This is a genomic window from Qipengyuania triglochinis (genome assembly GCF_054655615.1).
In genome coordinates this window covers 973,530-995,019 of record NZ_BAAHND010000001.1, presented here as the reverse complement: position 1 = coordinate 995,019, position 21,490 = coordinate 973,530, and the positions used below count along the sequence as shown (strand labels likewise).

The 21,490-nt window shown below is 62.5% G+C and carries 26 protein-coding genes; 15 read left to right on the top strand and 11 right to left on the bottom strand.

Annotated features, from left to right (window positions below):
- Nucleotides 1-726 precede the first annotated feature (726 nt).
- The 3 genes from ACYQ0G_RS04960 (at nt 727) to ACYQ0G_RS04950 (ending at nt 2,372) form a co-directional block, all read left to right on the top strand.
- Nucleotides 727-996 carry a hypothetical protein gene (locus ACYQ0G_RS04960; RefSeq protein ID WP_460100027.1) on the top strand — a complete coding sequence of 90 codons (270 nt, stop codon included), beginning with the start codon at nt 727-729 and terminating at the stop codon, nt 994-996.
- Between the two features lie 127 nt (nt 997-1,123).
- Nucleotides 1,124-1,333 (top strand): DUF6980 family protein, encoded by a 210-nt coding sequence (locus ACYQ0G_RS04955; protein ID WP_460100024.1) that lies wholly within the window; start codon nt 1,124-1,126, stop codon nt 1,331-1,333.
- Nucleotides 1,334-1,433: 100 nt separating this feature from the next.
- Entirely contained in the window at nt 1,434-2,372 is a 939-nt protein-coding gene (locus ACYQ0G_RS04950; protein ID WP_460100021.1) for a D-2-hydroxyacid dehydrogenase, read from the top strand.
- Between the two features lie 19 nt (nt 2,373-2,391).
- On the opposite strand, the gene ACYQ0G_RS04945 is transcribed toward ACYQ0G_RS04950, so the two are convergent.
- On the bottom strand, nt 2,392-2,757 hold the full coding sequence (locus ACYQ0G_RS04945) for a hypothetical protein (RefSeq protein WP_460100018.1): 366 nt from the start codon (nt 2,755-2,757) through the stop codon (nt 2,392-2,394).
- Nucleotides 2,747-2,989 carry a hypothetical protein gene (locus ACYQ0G_RS04940; RefSeq protein ID WP_460100016.1) on the bottom strand — a complete coding sequence of 81 codons (243 nt, stop codon included), beginning with the start codon at nt 2,987-2,989 and terminating at the stop codon, nt 2,747-2,749. The genes ACYQ0G_RS04945 and ACYQ0G_RS04940 overlap by 11 nt, the downstream gene beginning before the upstream one ends.
- Before the next feature lie 198 nt (nt 2,990-3,187).
- Here ACYQ0G_RS04940 and ACYQ0G_RS04935 point away from each other — a divergent pair, with 198 nt between their 5' ends.
- The 3 genes from ACYQ0G_RS04935 (at nt 3,188) to ACYQ0G_RS04925 (ending at nt 5,220) form a co-directional block, all read left to right on the top strand.
- Entirely contained in the window at nt 3,188-3,841 is a 654-nt protein-coding gene (locus tag ACYQ0G_RS04935) for a S24 family peptidase (RefSeq protein ID WP_460100013.1), read from the top strand.
- Between the two features lie 98 nt (nt 3,842-3,939).
- The gene (locus ACYQ0G_RS04930) at nt 3,940-4,305 is read left to right on the top strand and encodes a hypothetical protein (RefSeq protein ID WP_460100011.1); all 366 of its coding nucleotides are present in this window, start codon (nt 3,940-3,942) and stop codon (nt 4,303-4,305) included.
- Nucleotides 4,306-4,551: 246 nt separating this feature from the next.
- Nucleotides 4,552-5,220, top strand: a complete 669-nt coding sequence (locus ACYQ0G_RS04925; RefSeq protein WP_460100009.1) for an MBL fold metallo-hydrolase — start codon at nt 4,552-4,554, stop codon at nt 5,218-5,220.
- On the opposite strand, the gene ACYQ0G_RS04920 is transcribed toward ACYQ0G_RS04925, so the two are convergent.
- A complete protein-coding gene (locus ACYQ0G_RS04920) occupies nt 5,217-5,534 on the bottom strand; it encodes a metalloregulator ArsR/SmtB family transcription factor (RefSeq protein ID WP_460100007.1) in 318 nt (105 codons plus the stop codon). The two genes, ACYQ0G_RS04925 and ACYQ0G_RS04920, sit on opposite strands and share 4 nt — an antisense overlap.
- Nucleotides 5,535-5,607: 73 nt before the next feature.
- Here ACYQ0G_RS04920 and ACYQ0G_RS04915 point away from each other — a divergent pair, with 73 nt between their 5' ends.
- The 7 genes from ACYQ0G_RS04915 to ACYQ0G_RS04885 all read left to right on the top strand — a co-directional run bounded on the left by ACYQ0G_RS04915 (nt 5,608) and on the right by ACYQ0G_RS04885 (nt 10,546).
- The gene (locus ACYQ0G_RS04915; RefSeq protein WP_460100004.1) at nt 5,608-6,558 is read left to right on the top strand and encodes an acyl-CoA desaturase; all 951 of its coding nucleotides are present in this window, start codon (nt 5,608-5,610) and stop codon (nt 6,556-6,558) included.
- 166 nt (nt 6,559-6,724) lie between these two features.
- Nucleotides 6,725-6,907, top strand: a complete 183-nt coding sequence (rpmF, locus tag ACYQ0G_RS04910; protein ID WP_224811933.1) for a 50S ribosomal protein L32 — start codon at nt 6,725-6,727, stop codon at nt 6,905-6,907.
- A 26-nt stretch (nt 6,908-6,933) separates the two neighbouring features.
- Nucleotides 6,934-7,971, top strand: a complete 1,038-nt coding sequence (gene plsX / locus ACYQ0G_RS04905) for a phosphate acyltransferase PlsX (RefSeq protein WP_460100001.1) — start codon at nt 6,934-6,936, stop codon at nt 7,969-7,971.
- The gene (locus ACYQ0G_RS04900; RefSeq protein ID WP_460099999.1) at nt 7,968-8,933 is read left to right on the top strand and encodes a beta-ketoacyl-ACP synthase III; all 966 of its coding nucleotides are present in this window, start codon (nt 7,968-7,970) and stop codon (nt 8,931-8,933) included. Before plsX ends, ACYQ0G_RS04900 begins: the two co-directional genes overlap by 4 nt.
- A gap of 110 nt (nt 8,934-9,043) precedes the next feature.
- Complete coding sequence (locus ACYQ0G_RS04895) at nt 9,044-9,343, top strand: integration host factor subunit alpha (RefSeq protein ID WP_460100645.1); 300 nt, start codon at nt 9,044-9,046, stop codon at nt 9,341-9,343.
- A 22-nt stretch (nt 9,344-9,365) separates the two neighbouring features.
- Nucleotides 9,366-9,734: a MerR family transcriptional regulator gene (locus ACYQ0G_RS04890; RefSeq protein ID WP_460099997.1), complete on the top strand. Its 369-nt coding sequence runs from the start codon at nt 9,366-9,368 to the stop codon at nt 9,732-9,734.
- 77 nt (nt 9,735-9,811) lie between these two features.
- Nucleotides 9,812-10,546 (top strand): metallophosphoesterase family protein, encoded by a 735-nt coding sequence (locus ACYQ0G_RS04885; protein ID WP_460099994.1) that lies wholly within the window; start codon nt 9,812-9,814, stop codon nt 10,544-10,546.
- Between the two features lie 13 nt (nt 10,547-10,559).
- Here ACYQ0G_RS04885 and ACYQ0G_RS04880 read toward each other — a convergent pair whose 3' ends face one another.
- The 7 genes from ACYQ0G_RS04880 to ACYQ0G_RS04850 all read right to left on the bottom strand — a co-directional run bounded on the left by ACYQ0G_RS04880 (nt 10,560) and on the right by ACYQ0G_RS04850 (nt 18,767).
- Nucleotides 10,560-11,693: an MFS transporter gene (locus tag ACYQ0G_RS04880; RefSeq protein WP_460099990.1), complete on the bottom strand. Its 1,134-nt coding sequence runs from the start codon at nt 11,691-11,693 to the stop codon at nt 10,560-10,562.
- The gene (locus ACYQ0G_RS04875) at nt 11,690-12,241 is read right to left on the bottom strand and encodes a TetR/AcrR family transcriptional regulator (RefSeq protein ID WP_460099988.1); all 552 of its coding nucleotides are present in this window, start codon (nt 12,239-12,241) and stop codon (nt 11,690-11,692) included. The genes ACYQ0G_RS04880 and ACYQ0G_RS04875 overlap by 4 nt, the downstream gene beginning before the upstream one ends.
- A gap of 108 nt (nt 12,242-12,349) precedes the next feature.
- On the bottom strand, nt 12,350-12,988 hold the full coding sequence (locus ACYQ0G_RS04870; protein WP_460099985.1) for a hypothetical protein: 639 nt from the start codon (nt 12,986-12,988) through the stop codon (nt 12,350-12,352).
- A gap of 188 nt (nt 12,989-13,176) precedes the next feature.
- Nucleotides 13,177-16,602 (bottom strand): AAA family ATPase, encoded by a 3,426-nt coding sequence (locus ACYQ0G_RS04865; RefSeq protein ID WP_460099982.1) that lies wholly within the window; start codon nt 16,600-16,602, stop codon nt 13,177-13,179.
- 25 nt (nt 16,603-16,627) lie between these two features.
- Nucleotides 16,628-17,368, bottom strand: coding sequence for a thioredoxin domain-containing protein (locus tag ACYQ0G_RS04860; RefSeq protein WP_460099980.1), 741 nt, complete (start codon nt 17,366-17,368; stop codon nt 16,628-16,630).
- 105 nt (nt 17,369-17,473) lie between these two features.
- A complete protein-coding gene (locus ACYQ0G_RS04855; protein ID WP_460100643.1) occupies nt 17,474-18,193 on the bottom strand; it encodes a thioredoxin domain-containing protein in 720 nt (239 codons plus the stop codon).
- 10 nt (nt 18,194-18,203) lie between these two features.
- Nucleotides 18,204-18,767 (bottom strand): DUF721 domain-containing protein, encoded by a 564-nt coding sequence (locus ACYQ0G_RS04850; protein WP_460099977.1) that lies wholly within the window; start codon nt 18,765-18,767, stop codon nt 18,204-18,206.
- A 14-nt stretch (nt 18,768-18,781) separates the two neighbouring features.
- Between ACYQ0G_RS04850 and mutY the strand changes: the two genes are divergently transcribed.
- Nucleotides 18,782-19,801, top strand: coding sequence for an A/G-specific adenine glycosylase (gene mutY / locus ACYQ0G_RS04845; protein WP_460099975.1), 1,020 nt, complete (start codon nt 18,782-18,784; stop codon nt 19,799-19,801).
- On the opposite strand, the gene ACYQ0G_RS04840 is transcribed toward mutY, so the two are convergent.
- A complete protein-coding gene (locus ACYQ0G_RS04840) occupies nt 19,798-20,019 on the bottom strand; it encodes a hypothetical protein (protein WP_460099973.1) in 222 nt (73 codons plus the stop codon). The genes mutY and ACYQ0G_RS04840 overlap by 4 nt on opposite strands.
- Before the next feature lie 116 nt (nt 20,020-20,135).
- On the opposite strand from ACYQ0G_RS04840, the gene ACYQ0G_RS04835 reads away from it, so the two are divergent.
- Complete coding sequence (locus ACYQ0G_RS04835) at nt 20,136-21,449, top strand: serine hydrolase domain-containing protein (protein WP_460099970.1); 1,314 nt, start codon at nt 20,136-20,138, stop codon at nt 21,447-21,449.
- Nucleotides 21,450-21,490 lie beyond the last annotated feature (41 nt).

Here is a 21,490-nt window from a genome sequence, read left to right as displayed (position 1 = left end):
TCTTGCCATACAAATCATCTATCTCTTCCAACGTTAGCGGTCATCCAATAACCTCTGCCAGAACTAAAATCGATGGCCGACGGGCAGGAGAAGTTGCATGTTTTGGAGTAAGAGGCGAACGAAGCCCATTGAGCAGCGGATAGATCAACAGGCACCGTGCGAAAGCGTTCGCGAACAAGCGCGCATAAACGTAGGCGGACTTAGAGTTATAGTGCTTTCGTCGGCAGAAAGTCACGTATACGACGATTCGAGAAGTCCCCGGCCGGAAGCAATCCCTCCTAAATATCAAACTAATATACTGCGGATTATCATTGAGAATAACTGGATGCAGGCCAGTGAGCCTCAGACAGTAGTCATCAAGGCATCATATTTCGATGGTTCTGTCGAGAGCGAAGAAGAAATAGCCGTTCCGACCCTCAAGCCAGGTGAGGGCATTTCAAGAACATACGGAGCCTTGGTGAGTTCAATAGAAATCATCGATTGGTGGTTAGAGGGACATCCCGAAAGCCGTTCGACCGCTAATAGCTGAACTTGGTGCTAAGCTGACTTTCCGCTTCCCACCCAATTGCAGACGCTACGGGCCATTAGCACAGCGCCTTAAAAGCGACCATCCGATAATAGTGCACGCACGAGAAAAGCTGTCCGACTGCTAACGACCCGATTGCGGACATTTTTGTGTCGTGCCATCAATGGCGCTTAAAATGCAGGAATGGGAGACTGCAGTCCGTGCTTCTTTCTGGCTTTGTGGTGGCGCTATCAATTGTATTGAGCGCGCTTATCGGATGCGGCGTCGCAAATTTCTTCTTGGATGGAAAATCAGCCCGCATTGCCGGTTTTGCATTCTCAATAGGTAGTCTGAGCGGCCTGACACATTTTAATGATGGCGGTTCGAGCCAGCTGTCCGCTGCAGTAGGAGCAATCTCTGGATTGCTGTTAGTTTGGTATCTGTTCTTTAAAGAGAATAGGTTCGCAGTCGACCAGAACTCCGCCAAATAGCTCGTCGTAGACTATTTCAGATTGCCATCCAGTTCGCGACAGAAATGCCGAGCTAGCGAGGTGTGAGGAGCGGTTGGGCAGCTAACGACCCGATTGCTGACGTAAAATCATTGTGGGAAAGAGCGGCATGACAAAGCATTGCTGCGAAATGATGCGCGCGAACGTCGAGAACGCCTGCGCTGACCATCCGGATCGATTTGAGTGCCCCGACTGTTTGATCCACTATTCGCAAAAGCGGGATAGTTACGGGCTCATAATCCATGATGGCGGGTCGTCGGTCATTACGATCTCGTATTGTCCTTGGTGCGCGACCAAACTTCCAAATGGTTTGGACTGACTGTCCCCCACACCACCCCCAAAATCCCCACCCCGCACTTGATCCGCGCCCGCGCTTCCCGTCTACCGGCACGGCACAAGGGAAGAGAGGTTGCCCCCGCATGACCAAAGCCGTGATGTCCGCCATGATCCGCCCGCTGGTGGAGCCGCGTCTGCCTGAGTGGGTGGAGCCGCTGTGGTTCTCCAGCAAGGACGAGGCGCTCAAGCTTGCGCCGGAGGCGGAGATCGGCTGGTTCGACCTTAACGAGACCGCGCCCATGGTCGAGATCGCGCAGGCGGCCACCAGTCTGAAATGGCTCAATTCGATCTATGCGGGGCTCGATTTCATGCCGCTGGACCTGCTGGAGGAGCGCGGCGTTACCGTGACCAATGGCGTGGGCATCAATGCGCTGACCATCGCCGAATATGTCGTCATGCTGATGCTGGCCCATGCCAAGGGCTATCGCGAGGTGGTGCGCGCGCAGGACCGGCGCGAGTGGCTGACCGACAGCCCCGGCAAGCGCGAGCTGGCGGGGGAGCGGGTGCTGCTGCTGGGCCTCGGCGCGATCGGCAGCCTGATCAAGACCCGGCTCGAAGCCTTCGACATGAAGGTGGTACCCGTGCGCCGGTCGGGCGGGGAGGGCGCCTTGCGGCCCGGTGAATGGCGTGAGAAGCTGGGCGAGTTCGACTGGGTGATCCTGGCAGTGCCCTCCACCGATGAAACCCGGCACATGATCGGCGAGGCGGAGCTGGCCGCCATGCGCCCCAACGCCGTGCTGGTGAACATCGCGCGCGGCGATGTGGTGAAGCAGGACGATCTGGTCGCCGCGCTGGAGGCGAAGTCGATCGAGGCCGCGCTGCTCGACGTGACCGATCCCGAACCTTTGCCCGAAGACCACCCCTTGTGGGGCCTCGACAATGCGCAGGTCACCATGCACCTGTCCGGCCGCGCGCAGAGCAAGATGTTCCAGCGCAGCGCGGACCGTTTCATCGAAAACCTCGATCGCTGGCACAAGGGCGAAAAGGTCGAACCGCAGATGGACCTCGCGGCGGGGTATTGAGGCCGCAAGGTCCGGCGCATCAGCTCTCCTCCAGCAACAGCAAATCGCATTGCACCACCATGCGTTCGCTGGGCATCAGCCGGTGTTCGACCTCCACGATCCCGGCATCGGCGACCAGCTGGCCCGGAATGGCGAATTCGTGTTCGGGCAGGCAGGCGATGAACTGCTCGCCCGCGGCCACCGCCTCGGCCCCGGCGAACAGCAGGGCGAGCCGGTGGCGCGTGCCAGCGAAGGTGATGCTGGCCCATGCTCTCTCGCTATGCGTGAGCACCTGCGCGCGGTGATCGCACAGATTCATCAGCGCGGTGCGCAAATGGTCGGTGGCGGAGCGGCGATTTTGAGGACGGATTTTGGCCGGGCGAGGGGGGCTGGCTTCACTGGACACGGGCGGTTTCCTTTGCGTTTGCGATAAGTTGGGCGTCTGCCAGCGCGGCCTCGACCACCGCGGCGTCGAAGCCGGAAATGAAGCTGCGGATATGCGCCTCGGTAACGCCGCGCGGTTCGCGGCCATTGCGCAGGTCCAGCACGAAGCGCGGATCATGCGCGGCGAGGCGGCCGAACTTGGTCGCCGGCATGTCGTGCTGGCGGAGGAATTTCTCGATTCTGCGAATCAACATGGCGGGGCTCCTCTGAAAGAATATGGGGCGAATCGCTCGCTCTGTTCCCTATTCGTTCCAGCCGAAATCCTACTTGTCTAGGAAAAATCCTATGGTATAGGAATTTTCTCGTTAAACGGGGTGATCGGTCCGATGGTGGCCCGATCAAGAGGGTGTTCGGGCGCAAATCCGGAACAGTGCGGAAAGGCAGGAATGGCGATGGCAGAGATGACTTCGGACCGGGCGCGGCTGGTCGAACTGACCGAGAAAAGCCGCACCAGCCTGGCCTCGCTGTCGGCCATGCTGGGCCGCAATCCCAGCTATCTCCAGCAATTCGTGCGCAAGGGAAGCCCGCGCAAACTGGAGGAGGCGGACCGGCGGAAACTGGCCGAATTCTTCGGGGTGGGGGAGGTTGAGCTGGGCGCCGATGCGGCGGTGCAACGGGTTGAAAATGCAGGCGGTTTTCAGGCCTCGGACTTCGTTGCGGTGCCGCGGTTGGCGCTCGATGCCTCGGCCGGGCCGGGGGCTTTCTCGGCAGAGGAAATCGCCTTCGACGCCTTCCGTTTCTCCCGCCGCTGGCTGCGCGAAATGGGGCTGGAAGGGGCCGATCTCTCCGCCATCCGGGTAGAGGGCGACAGCATGGAACCGACCTTGCGCAGCGGCGATGAAATCTTCGTCGACCGCAACAAGCGCAGCGGCGAAGGAATCCACGTAATCCGCATCGGAGACACCCTCCACGTCAAGCAGGTCCAGGCGAGTGCGCCGGGCAGAATCACCCTGATCAGCGCCAACGAAGCCTATGCCCCGATCGACCTCGCCCGCGAGGAAGTGGAAGTGATCGGGCGCGTGGTATGGAAGGGCGGGCGGATCTGACGGCCCGAATTAGCGCGGCGGAACAATCGCTTGGCTCGCCCGTACCTTTCCCAACCCCGCGGGTTGGTGGATCGCCGGGCATCAGTTGGAGAGAAGCGATGAAAAAGATACTTATCCCCGCAGCCCTTGCCGGCACCATCCTGCTCGGCGGCTGCGCCTCATACGGACAGGGCGGTTATGGTCAGGACGGCGGCGGCCTTGGGGGCGGCATTCTCGGCGCCATCCTCGGCGGTGGCGGCAGCGATTATGGCTATAACGCCCGCGGCGATTTCGAACGCGCGGCAGTGGACGCCTGCGGCCGCGAAGCCTCGCGCTATGGCCGGGTCCGCATCGAAAGCGTGAACCAGCAGGAACGCGACTATGTCTACGTTCAGGGCCGCATCGAAACCCGCGATTACAACCGCGATGAATTCACCTGCGTCTTCCGTTCCGACGGCCGCGTGGTGGACTTCCAGACCCGCTGATTTCTGCGCGAAATGGAGGGCGGCGATGCGATGTCGCCGCCTTCATGGCGTCAAAGACTGGTGGCTAGACGCCGCGCCATGGATTGCTTCGCCTGCGGCTCGCAATGACGTAATCCTGAGTCATTGCGAGGAGCCGAAGGCTCCGCGGCAATCCATCGCCCACCCCCGGCAACATACGCACGCGGATCGAGTCAGCCGAGACGCCCCGGCATTGCATTCGCAGCGGCCTCCCGCCATCTAGCAGGCATGACAGACACAGCTCCCACGCCTCCGATGAAGGCCGGTATCGTGCCGGTTACGCCGCTCCAGCAGAACTGCTCGCTCATCTGGTGCACCGCGACCAACAAGGGCGCGCTGATCGATCCGGGCGGCGATCTCGACAAGCTTAAGACGGCGGTCGAGAGATCGGGCGTGGAGCTGGAAAAGATCCTCATCACCCACGGCCATATGGACCATTGCGGCGAGGCGGGCGTGCTCGCCAAGGAACTCGGCCTGCCGATCGAGGGACCGCAGGAAGCGGACCGGTTCTGGATCAGCCGCCTCGATGAAGACGGCGCGCGCTACGGTATGAACAGCCAGGTTTTCGAACCCGATCGCTGGCTGGAAGATGGCGATACGGTGACGGTCGGCGATCTGACGCTGGAAGTCATCCATTGCCCTGGCCACACGCCCGGCCACGTGGTGTTCTTCCACCGGCCCAGCAAGTTCGCCGTGGTAGGCGATGTCCTCTTCCAGGGCAGCATCGGACGGACCGACTTCCCGATGGGCAATCACCAGGACCTGATCGACGCGATCACCCAGAAGCTATGGCCGCTGGGCGACGATGTCACCTTCATCCCCGGCCACGGCCCCACCAGTACCTTCGGCCAGGAACGCAAGACGAATGCCTTCGTGAGCGATTCGGTTTTGGGTTAGTTTTTCGGCTTGTTGCGCAAGGCCGCTTCGGATTTGAGCGGCTTTGCGACCGGGCAGACTTCTTGAACGTAGCCGTTGAGAGTGTTGACCAAATTGTCCTGCACAACCTGATAATACACATATTGCCCGCGCTTTTCGCGGGTCACGAGGCCGGCATTCTCGAGCACGGTCAAATGCTGCGAAACCGCGGGTTTCGACACGTCGAACCGCTCGGCAATTTCACCGGCAGTCAACTCGCCATCGCCCAGATAGGCGAGGATCTTGCGGCGGATAGCAGAACTCAGGGCTTCGAAGATGCGTTGCATGATATCCATGTAAGGGCTTGCTTAAACACTTTCCAGTCCATAGGGGTTAAGTAATTACTTAATCGCCTTACTGGAGTGTGCCATGCGGGATAAGTGCGACGTCAACTGGATTAGCGATGACCGGGGCGCCAACGCCTTCGCCGGAAGAGTGGTGTGGGACCCCGTCCATAGTTTCTGGAACGGCTCCATGCTCCTCGCGGCGCTGGTTCTCGGGCCGATATTCTTCACGCTACCCGCGTTTCTGGTGTTCCTCGCCCTTACCGGTTTTTTTGTGCTGCTGGGCCATTCGGTCGGCTTTCACCGCCTTCTCATTCACGGCAGCTTCCGGACAACGCGGCCTGTTGAACGGTTTCTGATCTGGTGCGGCACGATCGCGGGAATGAGCGGCCCCTTATGGATAGTGCGCACGCACGATTTGCGGGATTGGGCGCAACGCCAGCAACGTTGCCATCCCTATCTTTCGCACGGAGAATCGATGCTGAAAGATGCATGGTGGCAGATGCATTGCCGATTGGACCTTGAGAATCCCCCGGAATTCGACCTGTCGGAGATCGAAGGAAAACCCCTCTATCGCTTTTTCGAACGGTACTGGATGGCACAGCAATTGCCGGTTGCCGCGATCCTCTACCTCTCAGGGGGCTGGAGTTTCGTGATCTGGGGTGTGTGTGCCCGCGTCGTGATTACCGTCCACGGACATTGGTTTGTGGGCTATCTGGCGCATAATCGGGGGCCGCAAAGCTATCTGGTGCGGCAAGCGGGGGTGCAGGCCTACGACGTTCCTTGGGCCGCTCTGCCGACGATGGGGGAGGCGTGGCACAACAATCACCATGCCTATCCGGGCTCAGCGCGTATCGGGCTGTTGCCGGGGCAAAGCGATTGGGGGTATGTTTTCATAAGGCAGCTTGAGAAGATGGGACTCGCCTGGGATGTGTGCCTGCCTGCCGATATGCCCGAGAGGGACGGAAAGCTGATAGCGCTGTCGGACCACGGTGAGGCAAGTCGTAGCGGACCGATTGCCGGAATCGATATCTAGCGATAATCCTCCGCTTCGCTTGCATCCTTCGGAAAATTCGCTATAGCGCGCGCCTTCACCGTCACGGTCGGGACAATGCATTCATCGCGCCTCTTGTGCGATGGTTGCCTGTCCCCTAGGGCGGCCACCGAAATTGACTGAAATTGTTTGAGGAACAGGTGCCGAGATGGCCGTCCCCAAGAGAAAAGTATCGCCCCACCGTCGTGGCAACCGTCGTTCGCATGATTCGCTCTCGGTAGAGGCGCATCACGAATGCTCGAACTGCGGCGAACTGAAGCGCCCGCACAATCTTTGCCCGCACTGCGGCTACTATAACGGGCGCGAAGTTCTCGCTCCCGAGGGCCTTTAAGACCTTAGCTTGAACCGGAGAACGTCATGAGTTTACCGCGTATCGCCGTTGACGCGATGGGCGGGGACGAAGGGGTTCGCGTAATGGTCGAGGGCGCCGCGCTTGCGCGCAGGCGTCACGACCGATTCAAGTTCCTGCTGGTCGGTGACGAGACGAAGATCAGGGCTGCGCTGGCCAATCATCCCGGCATGTCCGAAGCTAGCGAGATCCTTCATTGCGAGGATGTCGTCGCGGGCGATGAAAAGCCGTCGAGAGCTCTGCGCCGCGCAAAGACCACCAGTATGGGTCTCGCTGTCGACGCCGTGAAACGCGGCGAGGCGGGGGCTGCGGTGTCTGCCGGCAATACCGGCGCGCTGATGGCGATGAGCAAGCTTGCCCTGCGCACCATGCCCGGTCTCGACCGGCCTGCGCTCGCGGCCCTGCTGCCCACGCTGGGCGACAATGACGTCATCATGCTCGACCTTGGCGCCAATCGCGAATGCGATGCGCGCAATCTGGTGCAGTTCGCCATCATGGGTGCCGCCTATTCGCGGATTGTCACTGGCCGTGAGCGGCCACGTGTGCGCCTGCTCAACATCGGCACCGAAGAAACCAAGGGCACCGAAGACATCCAGGCTGCCGCCGATCGCTTGCGCACGGCTGGCGGATTGGCGATGGACTTCGAAGGCTATGTCGAAGCCGACAAGATCAATCGCGGCGAATGCGATGTGGTCGTTTGCGACGGCTTTTCAGGCAATATCGCGCTCAAGGCGATCGAGGGCGCAGCGCGCTTCGTAACCGATCTGCTGCGCAGTGCATTCTCGTCGTCCTTCCGTTCCAAGGTCGGTTTCCTCGTTTCGCGGCCCGCTACCGAGCTGCTGAAGCATCATCTCGATCCCAACAACCACAATGGCGCGGTCTTCCTCGGCCTCAACGGCGTGGTCGTGAAGAGCCATGGCAGCGCCAACGCCAAGGGCGTGGCCAATGCGGTGGAAGTCGCGGCGCGGCTGCTGGAAGACGACATTACCAACCGCATCGCGAAGGATCTCGGTGCCATCGACACCGGAAGCCTGGGGGCCAAATGATTCGTGCGGTGATTACCGGCAGCGGCAGTGCGCTGCCGAAGAATTGCGTGACCAATGCCGATCTCGAAGAACGCGTCGATACGAGCGACGACTGGATCGTCGAGCGTACCGGCATCCGCCAGCGCTATATAGCGGGTGAGGGCGAAACCACATCAACGCTGGCGACCGAAGCTGCGCGCAAAGCGCTGGATGATGCCGGAGTGGATGCAAGCGAGATTGGCCTGATCGTGCTGGCCACCGCGACGCCCGACCATACCTTTCCCGCCACCGCGACTCAGGTGCAGAGCGCGCTTGGCTGTCGCGGCGGCGTGGCATTCGACGTCCAGGCCGTTTGCTCGGGCTTTCTTTACGCGCTGGGCACGGCGGAATCGCTACTGCGCACCGGCATGGCGAAGAAAGCGCTGGTCATCGGCGCGGAAACTTTCAGCCGTATTCTCGACTGGGAAGACCGCACCACCTGCGTCCTGTTCGGCGACGGTGCCGGCGCGGTCGTCATCGAGTCGCGCGAAGTGGAGGCGGATGGGCCCGGCATCATCGCCACCAAGCTTCATGCCGACGGCGCGCATAAGGACCTGCTCTATGTCGACGGCGGGCCCTCCACCACGGGGGAGGTCGGCAAGCTGCGCATGAAGGGGCGCGAGGTGTTTCGCCATGCGGTGGTGAACCTCGCCGAAGTGCTGAACGAAGTGCTCGATGATGCCTCTATCGTGGCCGATGATATCGACTGGGTGGTGCCGCATCAGGCCAATGCCCGCATACTTGACGCTACGGCACGCAAGCTCGGCCTGTCGCCCGACAAGGTCGTGGTTACCGTCGATCAGCACGCCAACACTTCGGCCGCATCGGTTCCGCTGGCCTTCGACGTTGCTCGCAAGGACGGGCGAATCAAGGAAGGCGATCTGGTGATGTTCGAGGCCATGGGCGGCGGATTTACCTGGGGTGCCGCTTTGGCACGCCTCTAGTATTCGGCAAAATAAAACTACCAGCTCCATTGCCGGAATTGGCCAAATACAGTATGTTGTAACCATTGATCGAACCCAGGGTCGCTTCTGGGGAAGGAAGAACGATGGATATGATGCGCTCCGTTGGAACGCTCACTCGCGCCGATCTGGCTGAAACCATCAATCGCAAGATGGGTTTGAGCAGGGCGGAATCGCTAGACCTCGTGGAAGAAATTCTCGCGAAGATGTGCGATGCCCTCGCCAATGGCGAAAACGTGAAGATTTCGGGCTTCGGCAGCTTCGTGCTGCGCGACAAGAAAGAACGCGTCGGCCGCAATCCCAAGACCGGTGTCGAAGTGCCGATCACGCCCCGCCGCGTGATGACCTTCCGCGCCAGCCAGCTGTTGAAAGAGCGGATTGCGCACGGCTGATCCGCTGGCCTAAGGATGGCGCATGGCCGAATTTGAAGATCACAAGGAGGCGGGCGCGCTGCGCACCATTGGCGAAGTCGCCACCGCTACCGGTATCAAGACCCATGTGCTGCGTTATTGGGAACAGCAATTCCCGCAGCTGAAACCGCTCAAGCGCAGCGGTGGCCGCCGGTATTATCGCCCCGAAGACGTGGCGCTGGTCGAACGGATCGATGATCTGGTCAATTCCCGGGGCTATACCCTCAAGGGCGCGAAAGCCGCGCTGAACCAGCCTGCGGAAGAGGCGGCGTCTGCCGCAGAAACGCCGCCGTCCGACACGCTGAACAAATCCGACCTGCTGACCCGCCTCAAGGCCATCCGTAACGAACTCAAGGCCGCGATGATGGCCTGAGACGGCGTTGCTGGGTCGCTGCAGTCCCAGGGTTCCGCCTCGACAGCCGGGTTTATGGCGGGCAAGATGCATCGGCCATGAAAATCGCCGTTCTCTCCGATATCCACGGTAACATCGCCGCCCTCGATGCGGTCCTCGCCCATGCACAGGCGCTTGGCGTCGACCAGATCGTCAATCTTGGGGACATTTGCTCGGGCGCACTCTGGCCGCGCGAGACGGCAGGCCGCCTCATGGCGCTGGACCTGCCAACGATCCGCGGCAATCACGAACGGCAGGTTCTCGAAGGCGATCCCGCGCGCATGGGGCTGTCGGACAGGCGAGCGCGCGAAACGCTGCGCGACGATCAGCTGGCCTGGATGGCATCGCTGCCACCTACCCTGCAGCTGGCCGAGGACGTGCTCATGGTACACGGCACCCCGTCCAGCGATCTGGTCTATTTCCTCGAAACGGTGACCGAGACCGCCGTGCGCCCCGCCACGCTCGCCGAAGTGGAAGAGCGGGCAGGCGAAGCCTCGACGCGCCTGATCCTGTGTGGCCACACCCACGTCCCGCGCGCGGTCATGCTGCGCGACGGGCGGCTTATCGTAAACCCGGGCAGCGTCGGCCTTCCTGCCTATGAGGACGATAATCCCTTTCCCCACGCCATGGAAAACGGCTCGCCCTTTGCGCGCTATGCCACTGTCAGCGACGATGGCGGCAGCTGGCAGGCAAGCTTCCATCTGGTTGCCTATGACTGGGAGCAGGCCGCCCGCGACGCCGAGGCGGTAGAACGCGCCGACTGGGCCAAAGCCCTGTGCACGGGGACAGTATAACGCGGATTGCGGCTCATGATGGCCGGTTAGGGGAAAGGCCGGGGCGGACTGCACCAGCCAGCAGCGCAAGGGCGCCGAAAGCGATAATCGCAATCGTCATGCCGGGCCCGCCCAGCAACAGGCCGAAGATCGGCGCGCCGACGGTCTGCCCGATGGCCAGCGACAGGAAGCCGATCGTCAATCCGGTGGCGGGCCGGTCCGGCAATGCGCGGATGCCCCAGACGAGATAGACGCCGGTCAGCATTACATAGGCCGCTCCGAACAGGGCACCGCTTGCCAGGACCAGTTCCGTGCTTGCCACTCCGGCCCCAACCGCGCCGATGGTGATCGCAAGCGCCGCGCAGAACGTCAGATGGACTTGCCCCAAACCAAAGCGCGAAATGAGATTGCCCGCCGACGCTCCGGCTATTCCGCCTGCGCCGATGGCGATCCACAGCGCTGCGGTTCCTGCCGGTCCCCAACCCAGGTTTTCCGAGACGAGCTGACCGCCGAACGACCATATCGCAGTGCTTGCCATCCCGGCGAGAAAGGTCGCGATGATAAGGCGCGCCAGCGTCCCCGTGATCGGCGGCAAACCCCCTGGTGGCCGGCTCTCGCGTGACGGAGGAAGAGCGATAGCGGCGCCAATCGCAAGCACGGCTGCCAGCCCGGCAAAGACCGCGAAGGTCATTCGCCATTGCCCGTGCACGGCCAGAGCGATCAGCCCGGACAGGGCGACGCCCGCACTGGTCCCGGCATTGATAACCGTGTTCGTCGCATCCTGACGGTCGCTTCGTACGGCGGAGGCCACGGCTGCCGCCATCGGAGGGGAGGCAAGGCCCGCGCTGCATCCCGCTACAACCACGGCGAACGCGAGGAGGATGGGCGAAGGCGCCAGCGCGATACCCGCCATGCCGAGTGCCGCCATGATCGCCGCCGCCATCGCCACTGCGCGCGCGCCCAGCCTCTCGGTCAGCGCGGCCGCCGCGATGATGGCAAGGCAATAACCCGCAAAGGCCCCGCCCGAGATCATGCCACTCAGCGATGGGCCGAGGTGCAATTCGGCGTCGATCCGCGGCAGGAACAGCCCAAAGGCGAAGCGCGCAAAACCGTAACAAAGAGCAATCAGACCGAAGCCGGTTGCACCGATGCGAAGCGCAGGGCTCACCCGCGCGCCTTCATCAGCATCGCCGCGGCGGAGCGCGCCGCCGATACGGCCGTGACACCGCGATAGACTGCGGCATGCGTTGCGCCCTCGATCAGAACGAGGATCTGTTCGGCGAGAGCGGGATCGTCATAGCCGAGGTCTGCGGCCACGACCTGGTGAACTCGCTTCACGAACGCCGCCTTGTGCGCGCTGACCGCGGCGGCGATTTCGGGTGTGTCACCGCCAGTCTCGGCCAGGGAACGCAGGAAGAAACAGCCGCGCGCACCCTCGTTGCGGATCCATTCTTCCAATGCGGAGAACAGCGCATCCACGCTGGCCACATCCATGCTCTCCATGAAGCGCCGGTCGCGCGCCTGAAGCACCCGGCCCATCAGCGCCGCCTTGCTGCCAGCATGCTTGTAAAGGGTCCGGCTCGACATGCCCGCGGCCTGCGTCAGCCTGTCCATGCCGGTAGCGGTATAGCCGTTCTGGTCGAAGAGCCGCTCGGCGGCGAGAGTTAGCGCATCGGTTCTATCCATTTGAGACGGATAGACGATGACAGGCCCCATGTAAAACGATCGTTTTACATGGCAGGTGGATTGGTGAAAAATCTTGGCTGCGAGCTTAAGGCGGCCAACATCTCCTGAGGGATGGCCCGCCGCTGCACGCTTTGCTTCCTAATCAGCCGAGGACTCGTCGCCCTTCGTGTCTGGCCCCACCAACTCGCTTTGTGGCCAACACAGCCCATTATCGGAAAGTTCTAGCTGCTGCCTTTTCAACAGCACCGGGATGATCTCATCATCACCCACTGCCTGACTATCGAGCCACCTGCCGCAGGAGCCGGCGAAGGGCGTGGCCAGCAGGCAGGACCTCAAGAATGCGAGCCGCGCCACACCCAACTTCTCTGCGAAGCGAAGATTGCCGGCATCGGCAATGTCTTGTCTTCGCAAAGAGAATGGATAGCCAGTTGACGAGTAAAGGCGGAATTTATTGGGATCCTCGATTATCTCAGGATCGCTGCACGACGGAAATCTGATGACCAAGGGTGGTTTCGGGGGTGGGCCGGGATCAGCCAAAACCAGGACCGGCCTTATCTCCCGATATGAATATTCATTCTGGCTGAGGTTGGAGATGCGCAACTGACGATCTTTCGCAAACCAGACATCGCTCGCCAATATGACGAGAGCGTCCTCTCTGTGCTCATCATCGGCCTTCATCAGCACAGTCCACAGGCTGCTGAGAAATAGAAAAATCGCAGGAGCAGCCGCGAAGAGCAACGCAAGAACGGCAATCTTGAGAATGCGTTGAATTGTCATGAATGGCCTCGAATCGGAAGCAACAGGCAGATTACACCCTGTTGCCTGCTGCCTAAGATGTTTCTCCGAAACTGGATCAAATCTCTAAACAGCGGGTTACGCCGACTTCAACGCGCCTGCCAGTCTCTGTCAGTGCTTTTGCCAGTGGCGCGGTGCAAATCCACCGCGGCTCCAGACATCGGTCCCGTCTACTCTGCCGCCGCCAGCAGTTCTTCCGCGCCGCCGAGGTCCACGCTGACGAGGCGGCTGATGCCTTTTTCGATCATGGTCACGCCGAACAGGCGGTGCATGCGGCTCATTGTCACGGCGTTGTGGGTGACGATGAGGTAGCGGGTGTCGGTTTCCTTCACCATCGCTTCCAGCAGGTCGCAGAAGCGGTCGATATTGGCATCGTCCAGCGGCGCGTCGACTTCGTCCAGCACGCAGATCGGGGCCGGGTTGGTGAGGAATAGCGCGAAGATCAGTGCGGTGGCGGTCAGCGCCTGTTCGCCGCCCGACAGCAGAGTGAGGGATTGCAGGCGCTTGCCCGGTGGCTGGGCGAAGATCTCCAGCCCCGCTTCCAGTGGATCGTCGCTGTCGATCAGCGCCAAATGCGCCTCGCCCCCTTCGAACAGGCGGGTGAACAGGCGCATGAAATGGCCGTTGACCTGCTCGAAAGCCTCGCGCAGCCGTTCGCGCCCTTCACGGTTGAGATTGCCGATCGAACCGCGCAGCCGGGCAACCGCCTCGCGCAGTTCCTGCTGTTCAGCGGCATTGGTGCCGTGCTCGCTTTCGATCCGCTCCAGTTCCTCGGCGGCGACGAGGTTGACCGGGCCGATGCGTTCGCGGCTCGCAGTCAGGCGGTCCATTTCCTCGCCCTCGTCATCGGCGGATTTCACGCTGTCTTCGGCAAAGTCGAACTTGCCCGGCAGGAGCGGGGGAGGGGACTGGAATCGCTCGCCCGAGGTGCGGGCCATCTCGATCCGGCGCGCATCGTGGCTTTCGGCGCGGGCGGACAGGCCGGCGCGGTTTTCACGCGCGCTGGCGAGTGTTTCATTCGCGGCGCTCAACGCCTGATCGGCGGCCTGCGCCTGCGCATTTGCTGCGGCGAGGGCCTTTTCCGCCTCGGCCAGCTGCGTGCCGAGCCGTTCGCGCACCGTGTCGCCCTGCTCGATTTCCTTCATCAGGCCCTCGGGCTTGGCGGCGAAGATCGCGCGTTCTTCCTCGATCTCCTCGAAGCGGCGGGCCATGTCGGACAGGCGGCGCGCGGCCTCGCCCGAGCGGGCCTGCCAGTTGGCCATGTCGCTGCGCTGGGCTGCGGTGCGTTCGCGGGCGACGGCAAGCGACTGGTCATGCGCGGCAAGCTCGGCAGCGCGGGCCTGCATGGTGGTGCGGGACGCCTCGTTCTTCGCCCGCGCGGTTTCGAGCGCGGCGCGGCCGGCTGCCGGATCGGGCAGGGCAGCGCGCTTGGCTTCGGCAGCGGCGAGGTCCGATTGGGCGCCAGCCACGATATCGGCCTGCTGGCGTTCGGCTTCGGCCAGTTCCTCGAGCCGGGCGGCGTTGCGTTCGCGGGCAGCCTCGGCCTGGTCGAGAGCACGCAGCGCGCTGCGCTCGGCCTCGCTGGCAGCGGTCAGCGCACGCTCCGCCGCGACAAGATCGCGCTGGAGGTCCGAGAGAGTGTCCGCCGCCTGCGATTGCCGGGCTTCTGCCTGCTCCACCGCAGTCTGCAGCTCGGGCACCAGCGCATCGAGTTCGGCGAAGCGGTTCTCCGCCTCCAGTCGTGCGGCCTCCGCCGCGCCTTCGCCGCGCACTACCAGCCCGTCCCAGCGGCGCAGCTTGCCGTCCATGGTGACCAGATGTTCGCCGGGCTTCAATTCGCGGCCATCGTCCTCTTCGACCACCTGCACCAGCGCAAGCCGTGCGCGGAGTTGTTCCGGGCAGCGTTCGAGCCGATCAAGTAGGGTGTTCGGGACGTTTTTCGGAACACTTGCCCCGGTCCAGTAACGCCCGTCGCTCTCGCCATCGGGCAGGCCGAGCAGCGCCTTGCCGTCGCGTCCGAGAGCCGCGGCGACCGCTCTCTCATAGCCTTTTTCAGCCCGTATCCCGTCGATCGCCTGCTCGCGCCCGGACCGCTTGGCCGCCGCCCTTTCGCGCGCTTCCCGGTCGCGTTTCAGCGCATCGTATTCGCGCTGAACTCCCGATAATTCGGCCTTGGCAGTGGAGTAAGCGCTGGCTGCTTCATCGCGCTGGGCCTGCAATTCAGCCTTGCGAGACTGCATTTCCTCGATGGTCTCGCGGCTGCTCGCGACCTTGTTTGCTGCCTCTTCCGCGGCGCTGCGCGCGGCATCGACCGCGCCGGCGAAATCCTGTCCTGCAAGTGCCTCGCGTTGCTGGGAAATCCGGCGGCTGTCGGCCTGCAACCGTTCCACGCGTGTCCTGGCTTGCTGGACCTCCGCCTCGACCACGCGCCATTCCGCCTCTACCCCAGCATTGTCCGCCGTCGCCTTGGCGAGCGCCAGTTCGGCGGTGCGGCTGGCCCGCTCGGCATCTTCGGCCTGAGCGACGAGTTTGGGGCGCCGCGCCTCGTCCTCGGCGAGCGACTTTTCGCTGGCAGCGAGTTCCTTCTCAAGCCTAGCCAAGGCTTCGGCCGCATCTTTGGTCAGCCGGTCGGCATCGCCGCGATCTTCTTCGAGCCGGGTCTTCTGGCGGTTGAGATCGGCAAGGCGCTGCTCGGCTGCTTCGAGCTGGCTGGTAAGCGACGCCATCCGGTGGCCGTGCGCGCTGGCATCATCGCGCCGGTCGGCCTGCTCCTCGCGCGCCTCTGACAGCTTTTCCGCCGCCTCACGCTGCGCCCTCTGCGCTTCGTCAGCTGCTTTTTGCGCCGCGGCTACCTGCGCATCGGCCTCTGCGGCCGCTTTCTTGGCCTCTTCGGCAGCGGCAGCCGCATCGCGCCAGCGGGCATAGACGAGCCGCGCCTCGGCAGTCTTGATCTCGTCCGACAGGGCGCGATAGCGTTCGGCCTGCTTGGCCTGCCGCCTGAGCGAGGCGATCTGGCTGTCCATCCCCGCCATCAGATCTTCGAGCCGTTCGAGGTTCTTTTCGGTCGAGCGCAGCTTGCTTTCCGCGTCGCGACGGCGGACGTGCAGACCGGCGATCCCCGCGGCCTCTTCCAGCATCATGCGGCGTTCGACCGGCTTGGCGGCGATGACCTGCGCGATCTTGCCCTGGCTGACGAGAGCGGGGCTATGCGCGCCGGTGGCGGCATCGGCGAAGGTCAGCGCCACATCCTTGGCGCGCACGTCCTTGCCATTGACGCGGTAGGCGCTGCCTGCGCCGCGTTCGATCCGGCGGATGACCTCTAGTTCTTCGGCGTCGCCCGTTTCGGCGGAGAGCACGACCTCGGCGAAATCGCGGGGAGGGCGGGTCGCCGTCCCTGCGAAGATGACATCTTCCATACCGCCCGAGCGCATGGATTTGGGCGAGTTTTCGCCCATCACCCAGCGGATCGCCTCGAGCAGGTTGGATTTGCCGCACCCGTTCGGGCCGACCACGCCGGTCAGCCCGGGTTCGATACGCAAGGTGGAGGGTTCGACGAAGCTCTTGAAACCGCTCAGCCTGAGCTGTTTGATGAGCATCGCTGTCTGCCCCCCCGACTCGGCTTTACCTCGCGCCCGCGCGCTGCAGGATGGGTTCGAGAGCGGACCAGGTATTGGCGTCCACCGTTTGCCCGTTCAACTGGAATGTCGGCGTACCGGCGATGTCGAATTCAGAGCCGTAGCGCTGAGTGAAACCCGCAGCCTTTTCGATTGCTGCCGTGTCCGCCAGACAGGTGCGCGCCTGATCTTCGCTGATTCCGCGGGCGGCGAAGAAATCCAGTAGGCCGATCCGCTCTGCTCCGGTCACGAAGCGCGTCTCGATCGGCTGTTCCATGGCCTGCGAAAAGGCATCAGCATTGGCCTGGTAGGAATTCATGATGGTCTCGAGATTGGCCCAGACTTGGTCCGACAGCGGAATGACCGATTCAGCCGCACCGCATTTGGTCAGGCGGCCAAGGGTGATGTCGATCGGGCCATGGATCGCGAACTGGCGCAGTTCGAAGCTCACCCGGCCGCTGTCGACATATTCCATCAAAGGCTCGCCCCCCTCGACAGAGAAGCGCGCGCACGTCGGGCAGGTCAGCGACCCGTATTCGACCAGCTTCAGCGGCGCATCGGGATTGCCGACGAGAGTGCCACCCTCAGATGTTTCGGTGGCGACGTCGCGCCATTGCGTATCGGCAGGGGCGGGCACTGCCGCAATGGCTTCCCCTTCGAGATTGGCGCTTTCTTCTGCACCGGAGCCACAGGCGGCGAGCGCCAGAACGATCGGAGCAACAAAAGCGAAACGAAGGCTGCGTGTCATCGAAATCCTCTTAATTTGGCCGAAAAGGCTATTCCAAGCCCTTGCGCAGATGAAGCAGGGCCGAGACTGTGTCCACAGGGCTGTCCCCGGAAAAGCGCAGCAATGCTAGCTTTTGGGGCTCTTGAAGTACTCGTCGAGATGGGGTTGGAGTGATTTCCAGTCATGCGCATCCAGCGTCTTGCCCGCCATGATGAAGGTCGGGGTGCCGCTGAGATCGAATTTCTCGATATCCGCTTGGCTCTGGTTGGCGATCGCATTGGCCTTCGCCTCGTCGGTCAGGCACTGGTCCAACTGGGCGCGGGTAAAGCCCCGACCTTCCATGATGTCGTAAAAATCGAGATCGCTGGCGATGGCTTGTGCACGGCTGGCGAAACTGCCGAAGCGCCAGCGGCTGGTCTGCGCTTGCGTGGCTTTCCTGGCCTTGGCCATCCATTCACCGTGCTTGATGATAAGTGCTTCGTGATTGCCGAAGAACTTGGACGGTTCTCCGCATTGGGCGGCCAGCGCTGCCGTCAGGTCGATGGGGTCACGGATGAGGTGGCGTACCTCGAAGGAAACCTTGCCAGTCGGCACATAGAGCAGCTTTATCGCCCCATCGCCCGTTCGCGCGAAATCGGCGCAATGCGAACAGGTATAGCTCATGAACTCTACGAGCTTGCCGGCAGCATCGGGATTGCCGATCAGGTGACCACCCTCGGTCGCGGTGACCATCGTACCCCAATTGCCTTTCTTCTCGGTTTCAGGGCGGGGTTTATCCTGCGCGGCAGCGCCAACGGCGAGCGCCGATGCTGCCAGGATCATTAGCGGCTTGGTAAAACGGGACATTGAACGCACGTCAGTCTTTCCTGTTGTCATCGGTCCCGAAGTTGCGCGCCAGCGATTCCAGCACGGTGCGCAGCTCGGGATCCCCTATATCGCGCAGACTGTCGCCCAACTCCATCGGAATCGGCTTGAGCGAAGGTGGCGCTTTCGCCTTGTTTCTGTCCTCCGGAGGCTTAACCGCACCTTGCCGCATCTTGATCCGCGCCACTGCCTTATAGCCGAAGAAGCGGTTCACCCGCTCTGTTATCTCCGGCAGCACTTGCTGGATGAGCGGAGCATGCGCGGGCAAGACGACCAGTTCCAATATGCCTTCGGACTTTTCGCCCGGGGGAAAACGGATCATTTCGGGCATGCAGACGCGGGCATGCGTTTCGCCCACGATTTCGGGCCAGCGGCTGACCACGCTGCTCTGCACGAAGCCGAAGCGGCGGAAGGCCGGACGGCCGATCTGCGGCATCAGGTCGGAAATCGCCTTGGCCCCGCCGCCGCGAGGGCGTTCATAGGGCTTGAAAGGCTTTGCACCCTTCTTCGGTTTCCGGCTGTCTGTCTTGTCACTTCCCATTATGCCGCCGCTCATGCCATAGGCGCGCCGTGGCCGCCATAGTCTCCAAAAAATTGCTCGACTGGTATGATGCGCATGCAAGGCAATTGCCGTGGCGTGCGATGCCGGGCGAGGCCGCGCCCGATCCCTATCGTGTATGGCTGTCCGAGGTCATGCTGCAGCAGACCACGGTGGCCGCGGTGAAACCCTATTTCGAAGCGTTCACGGCCCGCTGGCCTACGGTGCGAGACCTTGCCGCAGCTCCCGAAGAAGACGTCATGGCGGCGTGGGCGGGGCTGGGTTATTATTCGCGCGCGCGCAATCTGGTGAAGGCGGCGCGCGCCGTAGCTGAGCTGGGCAGCTTTCCCGATACGGAGGAGCGGTTGCGCGAATTGCCCGGATTGGGCGCTTACACCGCGGCGGCCGTGGCGGCGATCGCCTTCGGTCGGCGCGCGGTGGTAGTCGATGCGAATGTCGAACGCGTAGTGGCACGCCTCTTCGCGCTGGATGAGCCCTTGCCGGGCGTTCGCAAGCAGATCCGCAGCTGCGCCGACACGATCACGCCCGATAAGCGCGCAGGCGATTTCGCTCAGGCGATGATGGATCTTGGCGCAACGATCTGCACGGCGCGCGATCCGAAATGCCTGCTGTGCCCGCTGACTGCGGAGTGCAAGGGGCTGAAGAATGGCGATCCGGCCAGGCTTCCGGTCAAAGAGCCGAAGAAGGTCAAGCCTGTGCGGCAAGGCAATGCCTACTGGATCGAGCGCGAAGGCGCGGTGTGGCTGGTCAGGCGTGAGGGTAAGGGGATGCTGGGGGGAATGCGTTCGCTGCCGGATGACGGCTGGTCCGCCCGCGGGGATGGCGATGCGAAAGCGCCACTGGAAGGCGAATGGAACGCCGCCGGCCTGGTGCGCCACACCTTCACGCATTTCGCGCTGGAGCTATCTGTCCAGCGCTATACGGGACGAGAAATGCCCACGGGCGACGGCGAATGGTGGCCCATCGACCGACTGGACGAAGCGGGCCTGCCGACCCTCTTCGCCAAGGCTGCGCGGCTGGCGCTCGCTTAGATAAGCCCGCCGCCAAGCGAGAGGCGGATCACCGCGATCAGCAGCACGATCAGGTTGAAATTACGCCCACTATTGCTCGACGAAAGCTGGCCGATCACCACGCCGATCACGATCAGCGGCAGCGCGAACCAGTTACCCCAGCCAAGCAGCGGAATGGTCGAGGGAATGACGATGATCAGCGAGACGATTCCGAACAGGAAAGAAATCAGATTAAGCATGTGTCCTATATGGATAGGGCACCGCGCGGCTGCAAGAGGTTTCGTTTCGCAATTGACCGTTCAGCTTCAAATCCGCATCAATCGCCGGAACAAGTTTGAGGGAAAGAGGACGCTTCATGGCTTATCGTGAATTCGACGCACCGGAAATTTCGCGCCGATCCTTGCTGCGCGGCGGGGCGTGGCTCACCGCAGGCGCCGCGCTGGCTGCGGGACCGCTGGGCCGCAGCGCCTTTGCGCAGGCACTGCCTGAAGCGGCGCAAGCATGGCCTCACGTGCAGGCGATGATCGATAAATATGTCGGCGGGCGCAAGCTGGCCAATATGGTCGCGGCGCTTGGTTGGGGCGAAGCCGAACCGACCTATCTCGCGCGCGGCGATCTCGCGCTCGGCAGCGGCAAGCGCGCGGATGCGGACAGCCTCTATCGCATCTATTCGATGACCAAGCCGATCACGGGCATGGCGGCCATGATCCTGATCGATGAGGGCAAGCTCGGCCTTGACCAGCCCATTGCCGAGATACTCCCCGCATTCTCCAACATGATGGTGCAGAAGACCTATGATGGTTCGGTCACCGATCTTGAACCTGCCGAGCGGCCGATTACCGTGCGCCAACTGCTGACCCATACTGCGGGCCTTGGCTATGGCATCGTCCAGCAGGGCCCGATCCGCGAGATGTATGCCAAATACGGTATCTCCCCCGGCCAGGTCAGCCGCCTGCCGATCCCCGGCCTTGGCCGCGACGAGGCAATCGCCGGGCTGGACAAATTCGCCAACAACCTCGCCCGCATGCCATTGGTGCTGCAGCCGGGTACGAAATGGAGCTATTCGGTCGGGCTCGACCTGATGGGCCGCGTGATCGAAGTCGTCAGCGGAATGCCGTTCGACGAATATCTGCGCACCGCGATCTTCGAACCGACCGGCATGGACAGCACCTGGTTCCGCGTGCCGAAAAGCGAAGTCGGCCGTCTCACCACCAATTACGGGGTGCTTGGCGGCAATCTCCTCCCGCTCGATCCGGCCGCGGCTTCGGTTTATCTCGACAAGCCGGCTTTCCCCTTCGGCGGGGCGGGCCTTGTCTCCAGCGCGCGCGATTACGACCGCTTCCTGACGATGCTGCTGGGTTACGGCATGATCGACGGCCGCCGCGTGATGAGCGAAGCTGCGGTCAAGCTGGGCACGTCCAACCTGCTGCCCGAAACCGCGACCACCAAGGGTACGTGGATCGAAGGCCAGGGCTTCGGCGCCGGTGGGCGGGTCCAGGATGGTGCCTATGGCTGGGGCGGGGCGGCTGGCACGGTCGCCGTCGTCAGCTACAAGGCCAATCTGCGCGCCACCATGATGACGCAATATATGCCGTCCGAAGCCTACCCCATTCACGAGGGCTTTCCCGAGGCCGTGCTGGCCGATCTCGCCGCCATGCAGGGAGCCTGAGCCATCCCACTTTCGTTTACCGGATCGCGGCTGGACCGCGC

Coding starts and splice junctions, on each gene's coding strand:
- ACYQ0G_RS04920 (WP_460100007.1), bottom strand. CDS start 5,534: ATGGATATCATGCAACGCATCTTCGAAGCCCTGAGTTCTGCTATCCGC.
- ACYQ0G_RS04855 (WP_460100643.1), bottom strand. CDS start 18,193: ATGTCCCGTTTTACCAAGCCGCTAATGATCCTGGCAGCATCGGCGCTC.
- ACYQ0G_RS04850 (WP_460099977.1), bottom strand. CDS start 18,767: ATGAGCGGCGGCATAATGGGAAGTGACAAGACAGACAGCCGGAAACCG.
- ACYQ0G_RS04925 (WP_460100009.1), top strand. CDS start 4,552: ATGACAGACACAGCTCCCACGCCTCCGATGAAGGCCGGTATCGTGCCG.
- ACYQ0G_RS04895 (WP_460100645.1), top strand. CDS start 9,044: ATGATGCGCTCCGTTGGAACGCTCACTCGCGCCGATCTGGCTGAAACC.
- ACYQ0G_RS04900 (WP_460099999.1), top strand. CDS start 7,968: ATGATTCGTGCGGTGATTACCGGCAGCGGCAGTGCGCTGCCGAAGAAT.
- ACYQ0G_RS04950 (WP_460100021.1), top strand. CDS start 1,434: ATGACCAAAGCCGTGATGTCCGCCATGATCCGCCCGCTGGTGGAGCCG.
- ACYQ0G_RS04890 (WP_460099997.1), top strand. CDS start 9,366: ATGGCCGAATTTGAAGATCACAAGGAGGCGGGCGCGCTGCGCACCATT.
- ACYQ0G_RS04875 (WP_460099988.1), bottom strand. CDS start 12,241: ATGGGGCCTGTCATCGTCTATCCGTCTCAAATGGATAGAACCGATGCG.
- ACYQ0G_RS04940 (WP_460100016.1), bottom strand. CDS start 2,989: ATGTTGATTCGCAGAATCGAGAAATTCCTCCGCCAGCACGACATGCCG.
- ACYQ0G_RS04865 (WP_460099982.1), bottom strand. CDS start 16,602: ATGCTCATCAAACAGCTCAGGCTGAGCGGTTTCAAGAGCTTCGTCGAA.
- ACYQ0G_RS04915 (WP_460100004.1), top strand. CDS start 5,608: ATGCGGGATAAGTGCGACGTCAACTGGATTAGCGATGACCGGGGCGCC.
- plsX (WP_460100001.1), top strand. CDS start 6,934: ATGAGTTTACCGCGTATCGCCGTTGACGCGATGGGCGGGGACGAAGGG.
- rpmF (WP_224811933.1), top strand. CDS start 6,725: ATGGCCGTCCCCAAGAGAAAAGTATCGCCCCACCGTCGTGGCAACCGT.
- ACYQ0G_RS04835 (WP_460099970.1), top strand. CDS start 20,136: ATGGCTTATCGTGAATTCGACGCACCGGAAATTTCGCGCCGATCCTTG.
- ACYQ0G_RS04935 (WP_460100013.1), top strand. CDS start 3,188: ATGGCAGAGATGACTTCGGACCGGGCGCGGCTGGTCGAACTGACCGAG.
- ACYQ0G_RS04955 (WP_460100024.1), top strand. CDS start 1,124: ATGACAAAGCATTGCTGCGAAATGATGCGCGCGAACGTCGAGAACGCC.
- ACYQ0G_RS04870 (WP_460099985.1), bottom strand. CDS start 12,988: ATGACAATTCAACGCATTCTCAAGATTGCCGTTCTTGCGTTGCTCTTC.
- ACYQ0G_RS04860 (WP_460099980.1), bottom strand. CDS start 17,368: ATGACACGCAGCCTTCGTTTCGCTTTTGTTGCTCCGATCGTTCTGGCG.
- ACYQ0G_RS04930 (WP_460100011.1), top strand. CDS start 3,940: ATGAAAAAGATACTTATCCCCGCAGCCCTTGCCGGCACCATCCTGCTC.
- ACYQ0G_RS04840 (WP_460099973.1), bottom strand. CDS start 20,019: ATGCTTAATCTGATTTCTTTCCTGTTCGGAATCGTCTCGCTGATCATC.
- ACYQ0G_RS04885 (WP_460099994.1), top strand. CDS start 9,812: ATGAAAATCGCCGTTCTCTCCGATATCCACGGTAACATCGCCGCCCTC.